12 protein-coding genes, 18 tRNA genes, 3 rRNA genes and 2 riboswitches are annotated in these 20,327 nt (G+C 42.8%); of the genes, 3 read left to right on the top strand and 30 right to left on the bottom strand.

From position 1 onward, the window contains the following. Positions 1-114: 114 nt before the first annotated feature. The 5 genes from V6670_RS01310 to V6670_RS01290 all read right to left on the bottom strand — a co-directional run bounded on the left by V6670_RS01310 (position 115) and on the right by V6670_RS01290 (position 5,665). Positions 115-1,938, bottom strand: a complete 1,824-nt coding sequence (locus V6670_RS01310; protein WP_141905902.1) for an APC family permease — start codon at positions 1,936-1,938, stop codon at positions 115-117. 118 nt (positions 1,939-2,056) lie between these two features. After that, positions 2,057-2,207: riboswitch (cyclic di-AMP (ydaO/yuaA leader) on the bottom strand. A gap of 192 nt (positions 2,208-2,399) precedes the next feature. Further along, a complete protein-coding gene (locus V6670_RS01305; protein ID WP_141905901.1) occupies positions 2,400-2,924 on the bottom strand; it encodes a PepSY domain-containing protein in 525 nt (174 codons plus the stop codon). A 92-nt stretch (positions 2,925-3,016) separates the two neighbouring features. Continuing rightward, positions 3,017-3,688, bottom strand: coding sequence for a PepSY domain-containing protein (locus tag V6670_RS01300; RefSeq protein WP_141905900.1), 672 nt, complete (start codon positions 3,686-3,688; stop codon positions 3,017-3,019). Then, positions 3,685-4,980 (bottom strand): HAMP domain-containing sensor histidine kinase, encoded by a 1,296-nt coding sequence (locus V6670_RS01295; RefSeq protein WP_338652278.1) that lies wholly within the window; start codon positions 4,978-4,980, stop codon positions 3,685-3,687. Before V6670_RS01295 ends, V6670_RS01300 begins: the two co-directional genes overlap by 4 nt. Further along, on the bottom strand, positions 4,970-5,665 hold the full coding sequence (locus V6670_RS01290) for a response regulator transcription factor (protein ID WP_141905898.1): 696 nt from the start codon (positions 5,663-5,665) through the stop codon (positions 4,970-4,972). Before V6670_RS01290 ends, V6670_RS01295 begins: the two co-directional genes overlap by 11 nt. A 208-nt stretch (positions 5,666-5,873) precedes the next feature. Here V6670_RS01290 and V6670_RS01285 point away from each other — a divergent pair, with 208 nt between their 5' ends. Continuing rightward, the gene (locus tag V6670_RS01285) at positions 5,874-7,139 is read left to right on the top strand and encodes an Nramp family divalent metal transporter (RefSeq protein WP_141905897.1); all 1,266 of its coding nucleotides are present in this window, start codon (positions 5,874-5,876) and stop codon (positions 7,137-7,139) included. A gap of 193 nt (positions 7,140-7,332) precedes the next feature. Here V6670_RS01285 and V6670_RS01280 read toward each other — a convergent pair whose 3' ends face one another. After that, positions 7,333-8,796 carry an amino acid permease gene (locus V6670_RS01280; RefSeq protein WP_141905896.1) on the bottom strand — a complete coding sequence of 488 codons (1,464 nt, stop codon included), beginning with the start codon at positions 8,794-8,796 and terminating at the stop codon, positions 7,333-7,335. An 82-nt stretch (positions 8,797-8,878) separates the two neighbouring features. Further along, a riboswitch (Lysine riboswitch) is annotated at positions 8,879-9,055 on the bottom strand. A gap of 176 nt (positions 9,056-9,231) precedes the next feature. Between V6670_RS01280 and V6670_RS01275 the strand changes: the two genes are divergently transcribed. Continuing rightward, complete coding sequence (locus tag V6670_RS01275; protein ID WP_338652277.1) at positions 9,232-10,440, top strand: MFS transporter; 1,209 nt, start codon at positions 9,232-9,234, stop codon at positions 10,438-10,440. Between the two features lie 66 nt (positions 10,441-10,506). Here V6670_RS01275 and V6670_RS01270 read toward each other — a convergent pair whose 3' ends face one another. Beyond that, entirely contained in the window at positions 10,507-10,863 is a 357-nt protein-coding gene (locus tag V6670_RS01270; RefSeq protein WP_141905894.1) for a hypothetical protein, read from the bottom strand. Between the two features lie 67 nt (positions 10,864-10,930). Here V6670_RS01270 and V6670_RS01265 point away from each other — a divergent pair. Continuing rightward, a protein-coding gene (locus V6670_RS01265) for an IS3 family transposase (protein ID WP_338652276.1) occupies positions 10,931-12,072 on the top strand; the annotation gives its coding sequence in 2 pieces (ribosomal slippage) (positions 10,931-11,204 and positions 11,204-12,072; 1,143 coding nt in all). Here V6670_RS01265 and V6670_RS01260 read toward each other — a convergent pair. From V6670_RS01260 to V6670_RS01150, 23 genes are all read right to left on the bottom strand, one after another. Next, positions 12,028-12,315: a hypothetical protein gene (locus tag V6670_RS01260; protein WP_338652275.1), complete on the bottom strand. Its 288-nt coding sequence runs from the start codon at positions 12,313-12,315 to the stop codon at positions 12,028-12,030. The two genes, V6670_RS01265 and V6670_RS01260, sit on opposite strands and share 45 nt — an antisense overlap. Positions 12,316-12,340: 25 nt before the next feature. Next, on the bottom strand, positions 12,341-13,387 hold the full coding sequence (locus tag V6670_RS01255) for a nitric oxide synthase oxygenase (protein WP_338652274.1): 1,047 nt from the start codon (positions 13,385-13,387) through the stop codon (positions 12,341-12,343). Positions 13,388-13,705: 318 nt separating this feature from the next. Further along, positions 13,706-13,777 (bottom strand) — tRNA-Glu (locus V6670_RS01250). Position 13,778: 1 nt separating this feature from the next. Beyond that, positions 13,779-13,855, bottom strand: a tRNA-Asn gene (locus V6670_RS01245). 7 nt (positions 13,856-13,862) lie between these two features. Beyond that, positions 13,863-13,936: transfer RNA gene (locus V6670_RS01240), tRNA-Ile, on the bottom strand. A gap of 4 nt (positions 13,937-13,940) precedes the next feature. Then, positions 13,941-14,014, bottom strand: a tRNA-Gly gene (locus V6670_RS01235). Between the two features lie 6 nt (positions 14,015-14,020). Continuing rightward, positions 14,021-14,096: transfer RNA gene (locus V6670_RS01230), tRNA-Phe, on the bottom strand. A 4-nt stretch (positions 14,097-14,100) separates the two neighbouring features. Next, positions 14,101-14,193 (bottom strand) — tRNA-Ser (locus V6670_RS01225). A gap of 13 nt (positions 14,194-14,206) precedes the next feature. Beyond that, positions 14,207-14,282 (bottom strand) — tRNA-Ala (locus V6670_RS01220). Positions 14,283-14,297: 15 nt separating this feature from the next. Then, positions 14,298-14,374: transfer RNA gene (locus tag V6670_RS01215), tRNA-Pro, on the bottom strand. A gap of 15 nt (positions 14,375-14,389) precedes the next feature. Continuing rightward, a tRNA-Arg gene (locus tag V6670_RS01210) sits at positions 14,390-14,466 on the bottom strand. A gap of 18 nt (positions 14,467-14,484) precedes the next feature. Then, a tRNA-Lys gene (locus tag V6670_RS01205) sits at positions 14,485-14,557 on the bottom strand. A gap of 14 nt (positions 14,558-14,571) precedes the next feature. Continuing rightward, a tRNA-Gln gene (locus V6670_RS01200) sits at positions 14,572-14,646 on the bottom strand. A gap of 9 nt (positions 14,647-14,655) precedes the next feature. Further along, positions 14,656-14,731: transfer RNA gene (locus tag V6670_RS01195), tRNA-His, on the bottom strand. Positions 14,732-14,778: 47 nt separating this feature from the next. After that, positions 14,779-14,852 (bottom strand) — tRNA-Trp (locus V6670_RS01190). Positions 14,853-14,856: 4 nt separating this feature from the next. After that, positions 14,857-14,940: transfer RNA gene (locus V6670_RS01185), tRNA-Tyr, on the bottom strand. Between the two features lie 7 nt (positions 14,941-14,947). Further along, a tRNA-Thr gene (locus tag V6670_RS01180) sits at positions 14,948-15,023 on the bottom strand. Positions 15,024-15,032: 9 nt separating this feature from the next. Further along, a tRNA-Asp gene (locus V6670_RS01175) sits at positions 15,033-15,108 on the bottom strand. 3 nt (positions 15,109-15,111) lie between these two features. Further along, a tRNA-Met gene (locus tag V6670_RS01170) sits at positions 15,112-15,186 on the bottom strand. A gap of 26 nt (positions 15,187-15,212) precedes the next feature. After that, a tRNA-Val gene (locus V6670_RS01165) sits at positions 15,213-15,288 on the bottom strand. Between the two features lie 11 nt (positions 15,289-15,299). After that, positions 15,300-15,415, bottom strand: a 5S ribosomal RNA gene (gene rrf, locus V6670_RS01160). Positions 15,416-15,481: 66 nt separating this feature from the next. Then, a 23S ribosomal RNA gene (locus V6670_RS01155) occupies positions 15,482-18,409 on the bottom strand. Between the two features lie 307 nt (positions 18,410-18,716). Continuing rightward, a 16S ribosomal RNA gene (locus V6670_RS01150) occupies positions 18,717-20,268 on the bottom strand. The 16S, 23S and 5S rRNA genes sit together here with 18 tRNA genes alongside, the layout of an rRNA operon. Positions 20,269-20,327: the final 59 nt, after the last annotated feature.

Genomic DNA, 20,327 nt, shown 5'->3' with positions numbered 1-20,327 from the left:
AAATAAAGTTTGATTTTTCGGAATTTAATGGTATTTTGCAACTTTTCAATTGCAAACGTTCGTGTTTTCAATCAACGTACTGATTATAACAGACTATTTTCTAGCTTGCTAGCATTATTTTGATAAATGAAAAGGGACTGTCATAATGACGACATTTCTGTGAAATAACAGTGTCGTACGAATGAGTAGACTCGATTGGTTGTGTAGCATATGATGCCACCCTTTTTTCGGTAAAAATTGAGGAATCACAACCGTTACTTTATGATTTGTTTTAGTACAATGATGCTCTACTTTATCAATAAATTTCATCAATGGCTGTGTAATGCTACGATATGGTGAATAGTAAGTCACTAACCGTACATCAGGTTGCCAAGCCTGCCATTTCTCTTCAAAAGCTTTTGCTTCTGCTTGATCGAAAGCTACATAAAAGGCGATCACTTTATCCACCTTAAGTGATTTACCATAATGAAGAGAGTTTTCAACTACCTTTGTTATACCAGCGACTGGCACAATAAACACATTTCCCTCAATAGTAGCTAGCTCCTCCTGATTCAATCTCAATTGTTCTCCAACGGCTTGATAATGGTGCTTAATCCGATGAAATACAAAAATAATAATTGGTAAAAAGACGAACACTGGCCATACTTGGGGCATTTTTGTTACAAAGAACATCATGGCTACAATGAAAGAGATGACTGCTCCAATTGTATTGATAGAAAATTTTGCTACCCAACCTTTAGGTTTTTCACGCCACCATTTTCGCATCATTCCCGTTTGCGCTAATGTAAACGGAATAAATACCCCAACTGCATATAGCGGAATTAAATGCTCTGTGGCTCCATCAAAAAGAATAATTAAGACAATGGCTGCAACACCTAGCATCATGATGCCATTTGAATAACCAAGACGATCTCCACGAATTTGGAATATTCTTGGGATAAAACCATCCTTCGATAAATTTACAGCAAGCAATGGAAATGCTGAATACCCTGTGTTTGCGGCAAGTACTAAAATCATTGCTGTTATACCTTGCACAATATAATAAAAGAGATTTCGACCAACACTAGCTTCTGCTAGTTGGGAAACTACTGTTGCTTCTGCTGTTGGGGCAACCCCCAAAAAATAAGCTAGGCTTACAATACCAATAAATAAAACAGCTAAAATGGCGCCCATTGCTAAAAGTGTTTTAGCTGCATTATTAGGGGCAGGATTTCTAAAATTAGGTATGGCGTTAGAAATAGCTTCTACCCCGGTTAACGCTGAGCTACCTGATGCAAATGCCTTTAATAAAATAAATAAACTAATCCCTGCCACTGGTGTACCAACCTTTGGATGCAGCTCTGCTGGCACCTGACCAGTTGCAACCTGATAGAGCCCAATCCCAATTAACAAGAGCATAACGCCTACAAATAGATAGACTGGGTATGCCAAGATAGAGGCTGATTCTGTTACACCTCGTAGGTTTAAAATTGTTAAAAAAATCACAAAAACGATAGCAATAGGTACATTGTATGGATGAAGGCTTGGAAATGCTGATGTAATAGCATCTGTACCTGCTGAAACACTAACTGCTACTGTTAAAATATAATCAACAAGCAAAGAGCCTCCAGCTACAAGACCTGCATTCACTCCTAAATTTTCTCGCGATACTACATAAGCGCCACCACCATGTGGGTAAGCAAAAATAACCTGACGATAAGATAAAATCAGTGCCACAAGCAGAACGACCACTCCAGCGGCAATCGGTAAAGAATACCAAAGGGCAAGTGTGCCCACTGTCATAAGAACAATTAAAATTTGTTCTGGTCCATAGGCTACTGAAGACAAAGCATCGGACGATAAGATTGCCAATGCCTTTGCTTTACTAAGCTTTTGTTCCCCTAACTCATCGGATCTTAATGGTTTGCCGATTACATAACGTTTGAATGAGGATTTCATTGATAAACACCTTCTAGTTTCATAGAATGTGTTTCGCCTCTCTAAATAACATCAAAAAACGTCTACAAGTCATCACTAAATAAGACTTGTAGACGTTCATCCGTCTGCCAAGCTCCACTTTTCTGCTCTTAACGCTTACGAGGTTAGCTGTCGGATTCGGGCCTGAGTAGCCCTACCCCTCCAAATGGAAGAGATTCACCCCAAGAACGGCTTATGCCATCCGTCAAAATTGGTTCCCCCGCGTTTAGTTGCTTCAGCGATTTAGAAATTTGAAACTTTTATAATGATGTCATATTACGCCTGCTGATTGAAAAAGTAAAGAAGAAAATTTTTCATTTTCACGAGTGAAAAATATAGACTTTTCTCGAGCATATGTTAATACTCGTGATTGCTGCCAATACTCTCGCTACAACAAAAAACTGTCTTAAAAGTATGCTCTACTTTTAAGACAGCTCGCTCTTTTAGTCTTCTATATCTTGTTCAAAATCAACAATGTTCCCTGTCATTGCATCCACATCTACTTCATATTCATACTGACCATCTTTCAATTCTATTTCATATAAGCCATCATCCAGCTTAATTTTTGTCACGGTACCTTTTGCTTTCGTTAAGGCTGTTTCGATAGCCTGTTCTTTTGTAATAATTTTCGCTGTTGGAGTGTTAGCAGAAACGTGATTATCCCAATCATCGTCCTCTCGACGCTCTTTTTTCTGCTTCAGTAATTTTCCCGTATAAGCATCAAATTTTAAATCATATTCCTCTGTATCGCTATGCACCTCTACTTCATAAATAGAGCGGAATTGATTTTGATCAAATTCGATATCCGCAACAGTCCCATCAACTATTGCTAATGCTTTCTTCTCAATCTGCTGCATTGTTAATACCTTATTTTCTTGCGCATTTCCTGATAATAAAGTTGTCGAGCCAATTGCAGCTCCAACCCCAAGAGTAACTACTAATGCTGGAATCATAATTATTTTTTTCATTATTCATCTCTCCTTTGTTTTATCTATTCTTAGCTTAGCAAGCGAAGATGATAGAACTATAAGAGGAACATTAGAATTTCATGAGAAGTGATTTATTGTTCGTCATCCCATGTAACAGACAGAACTTTTCCTGAAACAGCATGAATTTGAAAAGTGGCTTCGTCATCCTGTGTTTCAATTTCAACTAAATAGTAACCCCCCTCTGAGGTTTCTTCAAAATCGACTGAATCCACCTCTCCCTTCAATTGCTCCAGTGCTATTTGAACGGCTTGCTGCTCAGTAATAATAGGCTCTTCTACAGATTGTTCTTGTGGCTCCACCATTTTCTCCGATAATACTTCACCGGAATAGCCATCAAGTGTGATATCTTTTTGCTTGCTATCTTTTTCAACTCGCACTGTATAAATGGATTCTGTTAACATAACACTTTCTACATCTCCATATTCCTGTTTAACCATCTGCCTGATTTGCTTTTCTGTTAACAGTAATTTACTTTGTCCTTCTTTTATTTTTAAATCAGTCACCTGTTGTGTCGTAGCATCAAGCACAGCTGCATACTTGATATGATCTCGCGTAAAGAGCATTTCATAGGTTTTTCCTTGTTTCTTCACCTGAGTAACATGACCTTTATAGATTGTTTCAACATGGCGAATGGCCTCCGCTTCGCTAAGAGGCTCGACTTGAAAATAAAGCGTTTGAATAAACCAAAACGTTCCGCTACCGAGAAGGACAATCACAACAATCATCAACAGCCACTTTCTCATTGTTGTCCCTCCTTTGGTATACATAAGGTAAAGCTTGACCCTTCTCCAATTGTACTTTTTACATCCATCATTATCCCCAATTGTTCTGCAAGCCCATGCGCTATGGCAAGTCCTAACCCAGAACCACCTGTCTTACGGTTACGATCTCCTGTTACACGATAAAATCGCTCAAATAAATGTGGAATATGCTCCGCTGGAATACCAATACCAAAATCTTGGATGGTAATGCATACATGATTAGCTGTTTCTGTTGCGAGAATATGCACTTCCTCCTCACTATATTTCCTAGCGTTATCCAGCAAAATAAAGAGTAGTTGCTTTAATATTTTTTCATCACTATAAACAAAACTTGGCTTCTTCACATCAACTATAAATGCTCGATGATACGCATGCTGCATTTGGGAAGCAACTTTATTCAAGAACGGCGTAAGCTCTAGCTGTTCAAAATGAATGTCCAGATGCTCATTATTTTTAGCTAGTTCTAGCAATTGCAGCACCATTTCATGCATGCGTGATGATTCATTGGCAATAGCTAGTAATGATTCCTGTGCAACTTCCCGATTGTCAAAACCTCTTCTGAGCAGTAATTTTGCATAGCTTTCAATAACCGTAATGGGTGTCTTCAATTCATGGGAAGCATTCGATACAAATTCTTCTTGCTTTCGATAATGCTGTTCAAGCTTTTCCATCATCATATTAAAAGTACGGTTAATATTTGTTAACTCATCCCCGCCTTTTGCTGGTATATCCATTTTTTCATATTTTCCTGTCGATGCACTTTTGCGCATAGTCTCATTTAAACGTTCTAGCGGTAATAAAATAAGTCGCCCAAGTACTAGGCTTGCTAAGAAAATAGGAATCGTTGCAATAACAGATACAATAATCAATATAACCTTTAGCAAACTTAATGTTCGTTCTACTTCTTCCATGGATTGCTGTAATGTGATATCCACAACTGTTCCGTCTATCCAAATAGCAGGCATTGTATAGGTAATGGAAGGGCCTTCTGGCATTTCAAGGGTTGCCTGAACCTTTGTTTTTAAACGTTCTCCATCATAAATGTAGACGGCACCATCTGTCGGCATATAGGCTCTTAACACTTGCTGTAGGTTAGTTTGAGCATTTAACTGACTGAATGTGGAGCTTAAATCATTGGCACGTGTTTGAAGCTGATGATATTCCGTATCATAGGCAGATTTCTCATACAATAAATAAATTCCACTGTTTGTGGCCACTAATATTACTAGCATCAGCAATGTTGTAAGTAGATGAATTTTTGTTTTAAGTCTCATCACGATGTTCCTTCAACACATAGCCAACCCCACGAACTGTTTGGATAATAGGCGTTGCATTAGCAGCTTCAAGCTTTTGTCGTACATAACGAATATAGACATCCACAACATTTGTATCCCCATAATAGTCATAGCCCCATACAGCCTCTAGTAGCTGTTCCCTAGTCAGTACTTGTTTAGGATGCTTTAGTAAATAGAACAATAAATCATATTCACGAGGTGTCAGTTGAATATCTTTATCAAAATATACGACCTCTCTTGTTTGCTCGTTTATCGATAAGTGTCCAAATGCAAGGGCAACTTGCTTTGGACTAGCCTTTTGTGAAAATCGTAAAGCATTGCGAATACGTGCCAGCAATTCTTCAATTTCAAACGGCTTTGTCACATAATCATTGGCTCCTAAATCCAATCCCTTTACTTTATCCTCTACCTCACTTTTGGCAGTAAGCATAATAATGGGTGTCTCGGATTCCGTTGCACGAATCCGCTTTAGCACATCAATGCCACTCATCTCAGGCAGCATGACATCAAGTAGAATCAAATCCCACGGCCGCTCACGGTAACGAAGCAAACCATCTGTCCCTGTATGAGCCATTTCCGCCTCATAGCCTTCAAATTGAAGCTCAAGCTGTAGCACTCTCGCAATATTTTCTTCATCTTCTATAATTAAAATTCGATTGGTCATGTCGAATCCGTCCTTCATCTTTTCTTTTCATCGTAAACGATGCTGGTGGTGAAAGTCTAATTAGAAAATGATGAGAATAGCACATACTTATAGAAACTTAAAGCAAACCACTTCACTTTTTTGATTCCTAGCGTTAGAATACTAATATCTTATTTTCCTATAGGAAACTTTATTTCGTTAATGATACTTTTTGAAACGAGGGAATAATATGGTTTACAAACGTGTCACAAAATCGTCTGCCGAGGCGGTTTTAGATGGAGATATAAAAGGTTGGCGACGCTTTTTACCATTTTTAGGACCTGCATTTATTGCAGCCGTCGCCTATATCGATCCTGGTAATTTTGCTACAAATATTACAGCAGGCTCTCAATATGGCTACCTGCTACTTTGGGTTATAGCCTTTTCTAATTTAATGGCCGTGTTAATTCAATCCTTATCTGCCAAGCTTGGAATTGCGACAGGTAAAAACTTGCCTGAAGTAGCACGCGAGCATTTTTCTAAAAAAACATCCATCTTTTTATGGATACAGGCTGAATTGGTCATCATTGCTACAGATCTCGCTGAATTTATTGGTGCAGCATTAGGGCTTTACTTGCTCTTCAATATCCCTATGCTTCCCGCAGCATTAATTACGGCAGTTGGTTCATTTGCTATTTTAGAACTTCAAAGAAGAGGATTTAGAGCCTTTGAAGCCGGTATTTCGGGCATGGTGTTAATTGTTGTCTTAGCATTTGCTTTCCAAACATTTTTAGCACAGCCAGAATGGGGCGAAGTAGCGATTGGCATGTTCACACCACAGTTTGAAGGTGTAGATTCACTATTATTAGCAACAGGTATTTTAGGAGCAACTGTCATGCCTCATGCTATTTACTTACATTCATCGTTAACGCAAAGTCGTATTGTTGGTCGGAATGAAAATGAAAAAAAACGTATTTTCCGTTTTGAATTTATCGATATTATCATCGCTATGATAATTGCCGGGGCGATTAATATGAGCATGCTGATCATTGCTGCAGCAGTCTTCCACACACAAGGCGTGGTTGTAGAAGATTTAGATGTTGCCTATAATGGCTTAAAAGATGCGCTCGGCCCAATGGCTGCCATTTCATTTGGTCTTGGTTTACTTATTGCCGGGCTAGCTAGCTCCTCTGTCGGGACGTTAGCAGGTGATGTAGTCATGCAAGGGTTCATTCAAAGAAAAATACCACTTTATTTACGTAGAGCGATTACTATGGTGCCGCCTCTAGTCATTATTGCATTAGGCGTGAATGCAACCTATGCGCTCGTTCTAAGTCAGGTCGTTTTATCTTTCGGTATTGCATTTGCTCTTGTCCCTCTTGTTATGTTTACAAGCAAACAAAACATCATGGGCAGTTTAGTCAATCACCGTATTACAACTTTTTTAGGTTGGTTTGTTGTTGTCATCGTTGTGACATTAAATATTTACTTACTGTGGGAAACAATATTTGGATAATAAAAAACCAGGTACTCGAGAATGGGTACCTGGTTTTTATTTGATTAGACATCGACTTTCGAATGGCTAGTTAGTAAATACTAATATTACTATATATGTGATATTATTTTTTGATATTTTTAACGACGGTTAAGACATAAAAAAGCTGTCCCATAAACCAATCATTCATTAGTTTACAGAACAGCCCTACTATTTAATCTTCCACTTTTAAATCACATTCTTGAAGTGAAAGCATTTTTGTTTTGTGCTTGATTTTGTAGCCAAACCATAACAGTAAAAATAGTGGGATTCCAACATAAGAAACTAATATCCCATACCAATCAATTTGGTCTCCCGTAAAGGCCGTGTAATTTTGCCCAATGACCACAATCATACAAACAGTAAAGGCAAATAGTGGTCCAAACGGGTACAATTTTGCTCTATAAGGTAATAGCTTTGGATCTAGGCCCTGTACTTCAAATGCACGACGGAAGCGATAATGACTAAAGGCAATACCTAGCCATGCAATAAAACCAGACATACCAGAGGCATTTAACAGCCAAATATAAACAACGCCATCACCAAAGAAAGACGCTAAAAAAGCTAAACAACCTACAGCTAATGTTGCCATCAATGCATAAATTGGTATTCCTCGACGACTTAGCTTTGTGAAGAACTTAGGCGCATGTCCATCCACTGCTAATTGCCATAGCATACGTGATGATGCATAAAGCCCTGAATTTCCAGCTGACAGCATAGCCGTTAAAATAATGGCATTCATTAACGAAGCTGCAAAGGCAATACCTAAGCGGTCAAACACTAATGTAAACGGTGATACTGCGATATCTTCTGATAATAAGCGTTCATCTGTAAATGGAATCAACATTCCGATTGCACCAATTGCTAAAATATAAAACAAAAGAATACGCCAGAATACGGATTTAACAGCCTTTGGAATATTTTTTCCTGGATCGTCTGTTTCACCTGCTGTAATCCCAAGTAACTCTGTTCCTTGGAATGAAAATCCGGCTGCTAGAAAAATGCCAAATGTAGCTAGGAAGCCACCGTGAAATGGTCCATCACTAATAAAGAAATTAGTAAAGCCTACAGGGGCCTGTCCACCTAAAATACCAAAAATCATTAATAAACTGATAATAATAAAAACAATGACTGTCACTACTTTAATCATCGCAAACCAATATTCACTTTCTCCATAGCTCTTTACAGAAAGCAAATTAAATGACAGTACAACAGCAATAAATAATACTGTCCAAAGGGCTGATGAACTATCAGGGAACCAATATTTCATAATTAAGGATACTGCTGCAATTTCTGCTGCAATAGTGATTGCCCAGTTATACCAATAGTTCCAGCCTAATGCAAAGCCTAGTGCTGGATCTACAAATTTTGTTGCATACGTACTAAATGAACCGGATGATGGCATATAGGCAGCCATTTCCCCTAAGCTTGTCATTAAAAAGTACACCATAATACCAATTAGGGCGTAGGCAAGCAATGCACCACCAGGTCCAGCTTGTGCAATGGCACCACCACTGGCTAAAAATAGTCCCGTACCAATTGTACCGCCTAAAGAAATCATTGTGATATGACGGCTTTTCAATTCTTTTTTCAGCTTTGGCGCTTTATGTCCGAGCTGATTTACTTTTATTTCACTCACGATATAGCTTCCTTCCTATTTACGAGGCAAAAAAATGCCATCACATATACACTGTGATGGCTAAGTTAATCCTCAGTTTTTCCTAAATGATAGCTCAACACGTTGTGCAAACGTGACAGTTCTGTTCCTTTCGGAGACAGCCCCAGCATGAGGTTTTCAAGTCCCCTCACACTTCGGCAATATTCCCTTTCAGCTAATTTCATCAATGCTTGTCATTTCCATTAGCATACTTATAAATATCGCGACCTCTACCTCAATACAAACATGAGGCATATAATTATTAAATTTATGATGCTTATTATATTAGCATAAGACCTTTGACATTTCAATATAACAATAAATGTTCTGTATTTTGTGAATCTTCTACTATTTTTATTGGTTTGTTAAAGTGTTATAGTAGTTCAATTAGAATGGTTACGAACAGGGGGAATTATTTTGACTACAAATGATCATTCCGCTAGTTTTCCGAGTAAAAAAATTAGCTGGAAGGGAACAACCTTACTTTTAGTCTTCGGAGTTATCTTTATAGCCTCTACATTAAGAATGCCACTAACTGTTGTTGGCCCTATTATATCATTTATCCGTGACGATCTTGGTATTTCTAATGTACTTGCAGGCTTTCTAACAACGATTCCATTGCTCGCTTTTGCTACCATCTCACCATTTGCGCCCATTGTAGCACGCAAACTAGGGCTTGAGCTAACACTATTTTTATCCACTATTTTATTAGCCTTGGGGATTGTTCTACGTTCCCTTGGTACAACGGGGTTACTTGTATTTGGTACTGTACTCATCGGCGTAGCCATATCATTTGGAAATGTGCTGATTCCAGGATTATTAAAATTAAAATTTCCATACCATGTTGGTTTATTAATGGCTTTTTTCACCATGTCAATGAACTTAACGGCTGGGCTTGGCGCAGGTATTAGCTATCCTATAGCCAATTCATCATTTGGCTGGCAAGGAGCACTGTCCATTGCACTTGTACTAGTGGTCGTAACGATTTTAATTTGGATACCTCAATTGAAATCAAATAAACCTGAGCCTGCCACTACCTCTAAAATAACAGGTACACCCTTATGGAAGTCTCCTGTTACTTGGGCTGTCACAGGTGCAATGGGGTTACAGTCTTTATTATTTTATACGACAGCTGCTTGGATTCCTGAAATCTATATCGCCCAGGGATTGGCTCCTGACAAAGCTGGCTGGATGTTTTCTATCATGCAATTTTCACAAGTACCAATGGCATTGGCTGTGCCTATCATTGCAAGTAAAATGGCTTCTCAAAGACATCTTGTAGTGATGTTTACATTCTTCTATTTAATAGGCTTTATTGGAGTTGTCATGGAGTGGACAAGTCTTGGGGTACTGTGGATGATTCTTTTAGGTTTAGCAGGAGGTTCTTCATTTGCCTTAGCGATGATGTTCTTTACACTTCGTACACGCACGGCATTTGAGGCAGCAGATTTATCAGGCTTTGCACAATCATTAGGTTATTTATTTGCCGCCATTGGCCCTATTCTTTTTGGCTACTTACATGATTTATTGGGTGGCTGGAATATTGCTGGTTGGCTCTTTGTAGTTGTGGCGACCATTCTTTTCTTTTGCTCAATGAGAGCTTCTAAAGACGAATATGTCCATTAAAATAAAGCAGATGGGATAACTGCTCATGTTCCCCATCTGCTTTACTTCTATATAGGTATAGACGTTTTATTTGTCCAATTGCTGTAGTAAGGTTAACAGTTCAGCAAGATGGTCCGCTGTTTCTTTGTTGTGAGCTATAACTGCTGCAAAAATAGGAACAGCCTCTTGTAAGAGTATATAACTAAAATAATAATAGCTTACAAAAGCTTTCTGCTCATAACCCTTTGGCGTTTCCTCCTCCCATTCCAGCTCATCATTCTCTTCGTGATCCATCCATAAATATTTGACATCTAACAGCTCCTGCATAGTTTGAACTGAATATGATGGGTCTAGATAATCCTCAGAAATTGCATGTGCCACAGCTAAATAAAGCTCTACTTCTTGTACAGAGACATCCCGCACTGACCTAAAAATATGAGACAAATAAAAACACCTTTCGTTGAAAAACGGGTATTGAATACCAAACAATCAACGTGGAGGTGTTTTTTCTATGGGTACAAGAGTAAGTTATCCAATTGAGATAAAAATGAAAGCGATTGAAATGAGGTTAGCTGGTGTGCCAGTGAAGGAAGTGCTTGAGCCATTAAATATTAAAAATCATACGCAACTAAAAGTGTGGATGAAATGGTATCGTGAAGGAGAGCATCAACGATTACAACAACCGGTTGGGAAACAGTATTCATTTGGTAAAGGTCCTGAATACGATACAGAGGAGGCACGTTTACAAGCTGAAATTCGTTTCTTAAAACAACAAATTGAAGTACTAAAAAAGTACAAAGAATTGGAGAGGAAGTGGTTGGACAAGCATTCGTAGACCTCGTAGAAGAATTAAAAGGAACCATGTCTATTCAAACTATTTGTGCACATATGGGCGTGGCGAGGGCTACCTATTACCGTTGGCGAAAACAACGTGGGATACTGTCCAATAAAGATAGTCGAGATCAAGCGATTGGTGAAGCTTGTGCAGCCCATAAATATCGTTATGGCTATCGTAAAATCGCTACTTTATTTCCAGAAATTGCAGAAAAAACGGTACAAAGAGTGATGCAAAAATATAATTGGTCTTGTCGTGTCAAAGTAAAAAAGCGTAAACGTACCGGTCAACCAGCGGACATAGCAGACAATACATTAGCCCGTGATTTTAAGGCAACAGCACCCCTCCAGAAGCTCGTAACCGATATTACTTACTTGCCTTTTGGTCAGTCGATGTTATATCTTTCAAGCATCATGGATTTATACAATGGTGAAATCATTGCCTATACAGTCGGTGATACACAAGATACAACGTTTATCTTAGATACGCTCGCTCAATTGAAGCAGCTGCCTGAGGATATCATTCTGCATAGCGATCAGGGCTCTGTGTATACGTCCTATGTTTATCAAGCAGCAGTAAAAGAAAAAGGAATTACCATGAGCATGTCCCGCAAAGGCACGCCCGCTGATAATTCCCCAATCGAAACGTTTCACTCCTCGCTAAAGTCCGAAACGTTCTATCTCGACGGAATACACAGCACGTCTAATGCTTGTGTGATTCGAATCGTCGAAGAATATATACACTATTATAACAATATCCGTATCCAAACGAAACTAAACAACCAGTCGCCGGTAAAATACCGTCAACTGGCAGTTTAAAAGGTGTTTTTTTACTGTCTCAAAAAAGGTAGTCAGTGCCTCCTTCGTATCTTTGCTAGCAAGCTTTTTTAAAAGGACAAGCAAAACCCATGGTGTGACCTGCCATAGTGTACCTTGATGCTCCACTAACTCAGCTAGCTCTGTATATTGCTCCTGTTCAATCAGCTGCGGGATTGCCGTTCCTCTACCATAAGGTGTCGTCAATTGTAACCACGGGATACTCGAAATTTGCTCATTCAACATAGCGTTTCGTCCTCTCCACAATCAGTTAATAGCATGGTTTTTGATAAAAATAATTGGGTGTATGATAAATATTGATATACGGCTTATGGAAAATATGAGTCGTTGCGGGCGAAAGTGGTGGGATTAGCCATGTCCAGTTGCCTGTAACGTCTCGTCCTGCTGATTCCTCTGCTTCTTCAAACAATTTAAACTGCTGAGCAGCTGTATGATGATCGACAATGCTCACGCCTTGTTCTTTAAAAGAATGAAGGACAGCAATATTAAGCTCCACTAATGCACGATCACGCCAAAGTGAAGCTTGCTTGGTTGTATCAAGATTAAAAACCTCCGCAATAGCTGGTAGCATATTATAACGGTCATGATCTGCTAAATTACGTGCACCGATTTCTGTCCCCATATACCAGCCATTAAAGGGTGCCGCTTGAAAATCAATGCCTGCCATTTGAAAACGCATACTTGAAATAATGGGTACAGCATACCATTTCATTCCTAATTTCTCTACATCCACTGACTCTGGATGACGAATTGGCACCTCTAAAATATATTCTACAGGAATTGTAAACAGCTGCGGAGCTCGCTCATCTACTTGTATAACAAGAGGTAACACATCGAATGGTGTCCTCTCACTTTTCCAACCTAACGATTCACATACTTTAGTAAAAGCAATAGAATGTGCATCACCTATAACGCCAGCTTCCGTTTCATAGCCTGCATAACGAATTAGCTGATGATTCCATATACGCACTCTGTTCGAAGCAAATACTGTTATTGTTGGACGGATCTTTCCACTATTTGTTGCATAATCGATATGCTCCAGTAGTTTTTGAAAAATATCCTGTTCATCTAAAACGGCACGTGCATCTACTACATGCAATGATTGCCAAAACAGACGACCAATACATTTGTTACTATTACGCCACGCCACCCGTGCACCAAAAGCTACCTCCTCTGTTGTTGGGTCGTACTCACCTGCATTCTTAATCTGTTGTAATCTATTCGCTAACCAACGTTCTGATTCATCTTGTTCTGTCTGATATAAACTTAAAAATTGCTGGATCTCCTGTATATTCATTTCGATTCCTCCACTTATCCTCATATTAGAGGAACAAAACGACAAGCACCACGAAAATAGCCATAAAAAAACATACATATTGCATATATGAAATAGTTTGTTCAAATTTACAATGAATCGAATCATGGTTAGAAAATATTGTGAATGAAGAAGGAAAAGTAGTGGGAAACATCTTATTAGAAAGGAGAAACAAAATATTAGTCATGTAAAAAAGCTACTGAACCATTGATAGCGGATTCGTAGCTTTCACTCTTTACTACTATGTCATTTATTGATAAAAGAAAAAGCATGTAACACATATTTGTGCTACATGCTTGATGACCCGTACGGGATTCGAACCCGTGTTACCGCCGTGAAAGGGCGGTGTCTTAACCACTTGACCAACGGGCCGTGGCTCCGAAGGCAGGACTCGAACCTGCGACAACCTGATTAACAGTCAGGTGCTACTACCAACTGAGCTACTTCGGAATAATGATGGGCCTAAATGGACTCGAACCATCGACCTCACGCTTATCAGGCGTGCGCTCTAACCAGCTGAGCTATAGGCCCATTTTGGAGCGGGTGATGAGAATCGAACTCACGACATCAGCTTGGAAGGCTGAGGTTTTACCATTAAACTACACCCGCAAATAATGGTGGGTCAGGACGGAATCGAACCGCCGACACTTAGAGCTTCAATCTAATGCTCTACCAACTGAGCTACTGACCCAAAATGGAGGAGGTAGAGGGATTCGAACCCCCGCGCGGTGTTACCCGCCTGTCGGTTTTCAAGACCGATCCCTTCAGCCAGACTTGGGTATACCTCCAAAAATATTGAACTGGTGGAGCCTAGCGGGATCGAACCGCTGACCTCCTGCGTGCAAGGCAGGCGCTCTCCCAGCTGAGCTAAGGCCCCATTTAACATAAAAAATGGTCGGAATGACAGGATTCGAACCTACGACCCCTTGGTCCCAAACCAAGTGCTCTACCAAGCTGAGCTACATTCCGAAAACATAAATTTATTGGCGCGCCCGACAGGAGTCGAACCCATAACCTTCTGATCCGTAGTCAGACGCTCTATCCAATTGAGCTACGGGCGCAATATTCATTAAAAACGATGAGCCATGAAGGACTCGAACCTTCGACCCTCTGATTAAAAGTCAGATGCTCTACCAACTGAGCTAATGGCTCGTAAAAAAGAAAAATGGCTGGGGTACTAGGATTCGAACCTAGGCATGACGGAATCAAAATCCGTTGCCTTACCGCTTGGCTATACCCCAATTTGAAAATGGGGCGACTGATGGGAATCGAACCCACGAATGTCGGAACCACAATCCGATGCGTTAACCACTTCGCCACAATCGCCACTATATAAATTATAACAGCTGTATATGAACGAGTACCTCAATACCTGGCAGGGGCAGTAGGAATCGAACCCACACCAAAGGTTTTGGAGACCTCTATTCTACCGTTGAACTATGCCCCTAAAATGGTGGAGGGGGACGGATTCGAACCGCCGAACCCTAAGGAGCGGATTTACAGTCCGCCGCGTTTAGCCACTTCGCTACCCCTCCAAGGGAATGGTGCCGGCGATAGGAGTCGAACCCACGACCTACTGATTACAAGTCAGTTGCTCTACCAACTGAGCTACACCGGCAAAAAAAAATGGCGGTCCCGACCGGGATCGAACCGGCGATCTCCTGCGTGACAGGCAGGCATGTTAACCGCTACACCACGGGACCATTTGGTTGCGGGGGCTGGATTTGAACCAACGACCTTCGGGTTATGAGCCCGACGAGCTACCACTGCTCCACCCCGCGATAATACTATACTGTTGTATAAATAATGGTGGAGGATGACGGGCTCGAACCGCCGACCCTCTGCTTGTAAGGCAGATGCTCTCCCAGCTGAGCTAATCCTCCACGAAAAATAAGCGAAGCGATGTCCTACTCTCACAGGGGGAAGCCCCCAACTACCATCGGCGCTAAAGAGCTTAACTTCCGTGTTCGGTATGGGAACGGGTGTGGCCTCTTTGCCATCATCACTTCACTTATTCAGTTGAAAGAGTTGTTCTTTCAAAACTGGATAAACGTGCATTGAATGTTTCAAACGTTTTTGGTTAAGTCCTCGATCGATTAGTATTCGTCAGCTCCATGTGTCACCACACTTCCACCTCGAACCTATCTACCTCATCGTCTTTGAGGGATCTTACTTACTTGCGTAATGGGAAATCTCATCTTGAGGGGGGCTTCATGCTTAGATGCTTTCAGCACTTATCCCGTCCACACATAGCTACCCAGCGATGCCTTTGGCAAGACAACTGGTACACCAGCGGTGTGTCCATCCCGGTCCTCTCGTACTAAGGACAGCTCCTCTCAAATTTCCTACGCCCACGACGGATAGGGACCGAACTGTCTCACGACGTTCTGAACCCAGCTCGCGTACCGCTTTAATGGGCGAACAGCCCAACCCTTGGGACCGACTACAGCCCCAGGATGCGATGAGCCGACATCGAGGTGCCAAACCTCCCCGTCGATGTGGACTCTTGGGGGAGATAAGCCTGTTATCCCCGGGGTAGCTTTTATCCGTTGAGCGATGGCCCTTCCATGCGGAACCACCGGATCACTAAGCCCGTCTTTCGACCCTGCTCGACTTGTAGGTCTCGCAGTCAAGCTCCCTTGTGCCTTTACACTCTACGAATGATTTCCAACCATTCTGAGGGAACCTTTGGGCGCCTCCGTTACCTTTTAGGAGGCGACCGCCCCAGTCAAACTGTCCGCCTGACACTGTCTCCTGCCCCGCTAAGGGGCATGGGTTAGAATTTCAATACAACCAGGGTAGTATCCCACCGACGCCTCCTTCGAAGCTGGCGCTCCGAGATCTCTGGCTCCTACCTATCCTGTACAAGTTGTACCAAAATTCAATATCAGGCTACAGTAAAGCTCCACGGGGTCTTTCCGTCCTGTCGCGGGTAACCTGCATCTTCACAGGTACTATAATTTCACCGAGTCTCTCGTTGAGACAGTGCCCAGATCGTTACGCCTTTCGTGCGGGTCGGAACTTACCCGACAAGGAATTTCGCTACCTTAGGACCGTTATAGTTACGGCCGCCGTTTACTGGGGCTTCAATTCGCAGCTTCGCTTGCGCTAACCACTCCTCTTAACCTTCCAGCACCGGGCAGGCGTCAGCCCCTATACGTCACCTTACGGTTTTGCAGAGACCTGTGTTTTTGCTAAACAGTCGCCTGGGCCTATTCACTGCGGCTCTCATGCGCTTGCACGCTCAAGAGCACCCCTTCTCCCGAAGTTACGGGGTCATTTTGCCGAGTTCCTTAACGAGAGTTCTCTCGCACACCTTAGGATTCTCTCCTCGACTACCTGTGTCGGTTTGCGGTACGGGCACCTCTCACCTCGATAGAGGCTTTTCTTGGCAGTGTGAAATCAGGAACTTCGTCCATACGGACTCGCCATCACAGCTCAACGTTACAGTGTGCGGATTTGCCTACACACACGCCTTACTGCTTGGACGCGCATAACCAACAGCGCGCTTACCCTATCCTACTGCGTCCCCCCATTTCTCAAACGGTGAGGAGGTGGTACAGGAATATCAACCTGTTGTCCATCGCCTACGCCTATCGGCCTCGGCTTAGGTCCCGACTAACCCTGAGCGGACGAGCCTTCCTCAGGAAACCTTAGTCATACGGTGGACGGGATTCTCACCCGTCTTTCGCTACTCATACCGGCATTCTCACTTCTAAGCGCTCCACCAGTCCTTCCGGTCTGACTTCAACGCACTTAGAACGCTCTCCTACCACTGACATCGTAGATGTCAATCCACAGCTTCGGTGAATCGTTTAGCCCCGATACATTTTCGGCGCAGCGTCACTCGACCAGTGAGCTATTACGCACTCTTTAAATGATGGCTGCTTCTAAGCCAACATCCTGGTTGTCTGTGCAACGCCACATCCTTTTCCACTTAACGATTACTTTGGGACCTTAGCTGGTGGTCTGGGCTGTTTCCCTTTTGACTACGGATCTTATCACTCGCAGTCTGACTCCCGTGTATAAATATCTGGCATTCGGAGTTTGTCTGAATTCGGTAAACCGGGATGGCCCCCTAGTCCAAACAGTGCTCTACCTCCAGTATTCTCATCACGAGGCTAGCCCTAAAGCTATTTCGGAGAGAACCAGCTATCTCCAAGTTCGATTGGAATTTCTCCGCTACCCACACCTCATCCCCGCACTTTTCAACGTGCGTGGGTTCGGGCCTCCAGTAAGTGTTACCTTACCTTCACCCTGGACATGGGTAGATCACCTGGTTTCGGGTCTACGACCACGTACTATTTCGCCCTATTCAGACTCGCTTTCGCTGCGGCTCCGCCTTCTAAAGCTTAACCTCGCACGTAATCGTAACTCGCCGGTTCATTCTACAAAAGGCACGCTATCACCCATTAACGGGCTCTAACTACTTGTAGGCACACGGTTTCAGGATCTCTTTCACTCCCCTTCCGGGGTGCTTTTCACCTTTCCCTCACGGTACTGGTTCACTATCGGTCACTAGGTAGTATTTAGCCTTGGGAGATGGTCCTCCCGGATTCCGACGGAATTTCACGTGTTCCGCCGTACTCAGGATCCACTCAGGAGAGAACGAACTTTCGACTACAGGGCTTTTACCTGCTCTGGCGGACCTTTCCAAGTCGCTTCATCTAACTCGCTCTTTTGTAACTCCGTATTGAGTGTCCTACAACCCCAAGAGGCAAGCCTCTTGGTTTGGGCTCTTCCCGTTTCGCTCGCCGCTACTCAGGGAATCGATTTTTCTTTCTCTTCCTCCAGGTACTTAGATGTTTCAGTTCCCTGGGTCTGCCTTCAAGACGCTATGTATTCACGTCAAGATACTACGCGATTAAACGTAGTGGGTTCCCCCATTCGGAAATCTCCGGATCAAAGCTCACTTACAGCTCCCCGAAGCATATCGGTGTTAGTGCCGTCCTTCTTCGGCTCCTAGTGCCAAGGCATTCGCCGTGCGCCCTTAATAACTTAACCTAACAGCTTTCAATACACATCACATTTCGTTGTCAGCTTCACTCGTTCAATCAGTCACGTACTCAAGTACGCTCCTTCATTCACTCGATTGCTTCCTAGAACTGCTCGTGTCTTGAAACCTTTTAATGTTATTAAGCCTATAAAAAAACTTAAAAAATAAATGTGTTTGTTACAATTTCAATGTCGTTTTATCCAGTTTTCAAAGAACAAGTTTTGAAGATTTTCATTCAAGAAGAATGAACCTTCAAAACTGAACGCAAAACGTAATCTTACAAACCCTAGGTTTGTATTCCGAAATAATCCTTAGAAAGGAGGTGATCCAGCCGCACCTTCCGATACGGCTACCTTGTTACGACTTCACCCCAATCATCTATCCCACCTTCGGCGGCTGGCTCCAAAAGGTTACCTCACCGACTTCGGGTGTTACAAACTCTCGTGGTGTGACGGGCGGTGTGTACAAGGCCCGGGAACGTATTCACCGCGGCATGCTGATCCGCGATTACTAGCGATTCCGGCTTCATGTAGGCGAGTTGCAGCCTACAATCCGAACTGAGAACGACTTTATCGGATTAGCTCCCTCTCGCGAGTTGGCAACCGTTTGTATCGTCCATTGTAGCACGTGTGTAGCCCAGGTCATAAGGGGCATGATGATTTGACGTCATCCCCACCTTCCTCCGGTTTGTCACCGGCAGTCACCTTAGAGTGCCCAACTAAATGATGGCAACTAAGATCAAGGGTTGCGCTCGTTGCGGGACTTAACCCAACATCTCACGACACGAGCTGACGACAACCATGCACCACCTGTCACCGTTGCCCCCGAAGGGGAAACTATATCTCTACAGTGGTCAACGGGATGTCAAGACCTGGTAAGGTTCTTCGCGTTGCTTCGAATTAAACCACATGCTCCACCGCTTGTGCGGGCCCCCGTCAATTCCTTTGAGTTTCAGTCTTGCGACCGTACTCCCCAGGCGGAGTGCTTAATGCGTTAGCTGCAGCACTAAGGGGCGGAAACCCCCTAACACTTAGCACTCATCGTTTACGGCGTGGACTACCAGGGTATCTAATCCTGTTTGCTCCCCACGCTTTCGCGCCTCAGTGTCAGTTACAGACCAGATAGTCGCCTTCGCCACTGGTGTTCCTCCAAATCTCTACGCATTTCACCGCTACACTTGGAATTCCACTATCCTCTTCTGCACTCAAGTCTCCCAGTTTCCAATGACCCTCCACGGTTGAGCCGTGGGCTTTCACATCAGACTTAAGAAACCACCTGCGCGCGCTTTACGCCCAATAATTCCGGACAACGCTTGCCACCTACGTATTACCGCGGCTGCTGGCACGTAGTTAGCCGTGGCTTTCTAATAAGGTACCGTCAAGGTACAGCCAGTTACTACTGTACTTGTTCTTCCCTTACAACAGAGTTTTACGAACCGAAATCCTTCTTCACTCACGCGGCGTTGCTCCATCAGGCTTTCGCCCATTGTGGAAGATTCCCTACTGCTGCCTCCCGTAGGAGTCTGGGCCGTGTCTCAGTCCCAGTGTGGCCGATCACCCTCTCAGGTCGGCTACGCATCGTCGCCTTGGTGAGCCGTTACCTCACCAACTAGCTAATGCGCCGCGGGCCCATCCTATAGCGACAGCCGAAACCGTCTTTCAGTGTTTCACCATGAGGTGAAACAGATTATTCGGTATTAGCCCCGGTTTCCCGGAGTTATCCCAAACTATAGGGTAGGTTGCCCACGTGTTACTCACCCGTCCGCCGCTAACGTCGAAGGAGCAAGCTCCTTCTCTGTTCGCTCGACTTGCATGTATTAGGCACGCCGCCAGCGTTCGTCCTGAGCCAGGATCAAACTCTCCATAAAAGAAATTTGAATAGCTCAAATTGTTTTGCTGGCATCATTTTGATGTCCAAAATTTTGTT

The sequence above is a fragment of the Lysinibacillus sp. Y5S-8 genome, from assembly GCF_036894365.1.
Taxonomy (GTDB): Bacteria; Bacillota; Bacilli; order Bacillales_A; family Planococcaceae; genus Lysinibacillus; species Lysinibacillus fusiformis_D.
The sequence above is the reverse complement of the archived record's forward strand: the minus strand, read 5'-3'. Positions and strand labels throughout refer to the sequence as shown.

Coding starts and splice junctions, on each gene's coding strand:
- V6670_RS01310 (WP_141905902.1), bottom strand. CDS start 1,938: ATGAAATCCTCATTCAAACGTTATGTAATCGGCAAACCATTAAGATCC.
- V6670_RS01305 (WP_141905901.1), bottom strand. CDS start 2,924: ATGAAAAAAATAATTATGATTCCAGCATTAGTAGTTACTCTTGGGGTT.
- V6670_RS01300 (WP_141905900.1), bottom strand. CDS start 3,688: ATGAGAAAGTGGCTGTTGATGATTGTTGTGATTGTCCTTCTCGGTAGC.
- V6670_RS01295 (WP_338652278.1), bottom strand. CDS start 4,980: ATGAGACTTAAAACAAAAATTCATCTACTTACAACATTGCTGATGCTA.
- V6670_RS01290 (WP_141905898.1), bottom strand. CDS start 5,665: ATGACCAATCGAATTTTAATTATAGAAGATGAAGAAAATATTGCGAGA.
- V6670_RS01285 (WP_141905897.1), top strand. CDS start 5,874: ATGGTTTACAAACGTGTCACAAAATCGTCTGCCGAGGCGGTTTTAGAT.
- V6670_RS01260 (WP_338652275.1), bottom strand. CDS start 12,315: ATGTTGAATGAGCAAATTTCGAGTATCCCGTGGTTACAATTGACGACA.
- V6670_RS01255 (WP_338652274.1), bottom strand. CDS start 13,387: ATGAATATACAGGAGATCCAGCAATTTTTAAGTTTATATCAGACAGAA.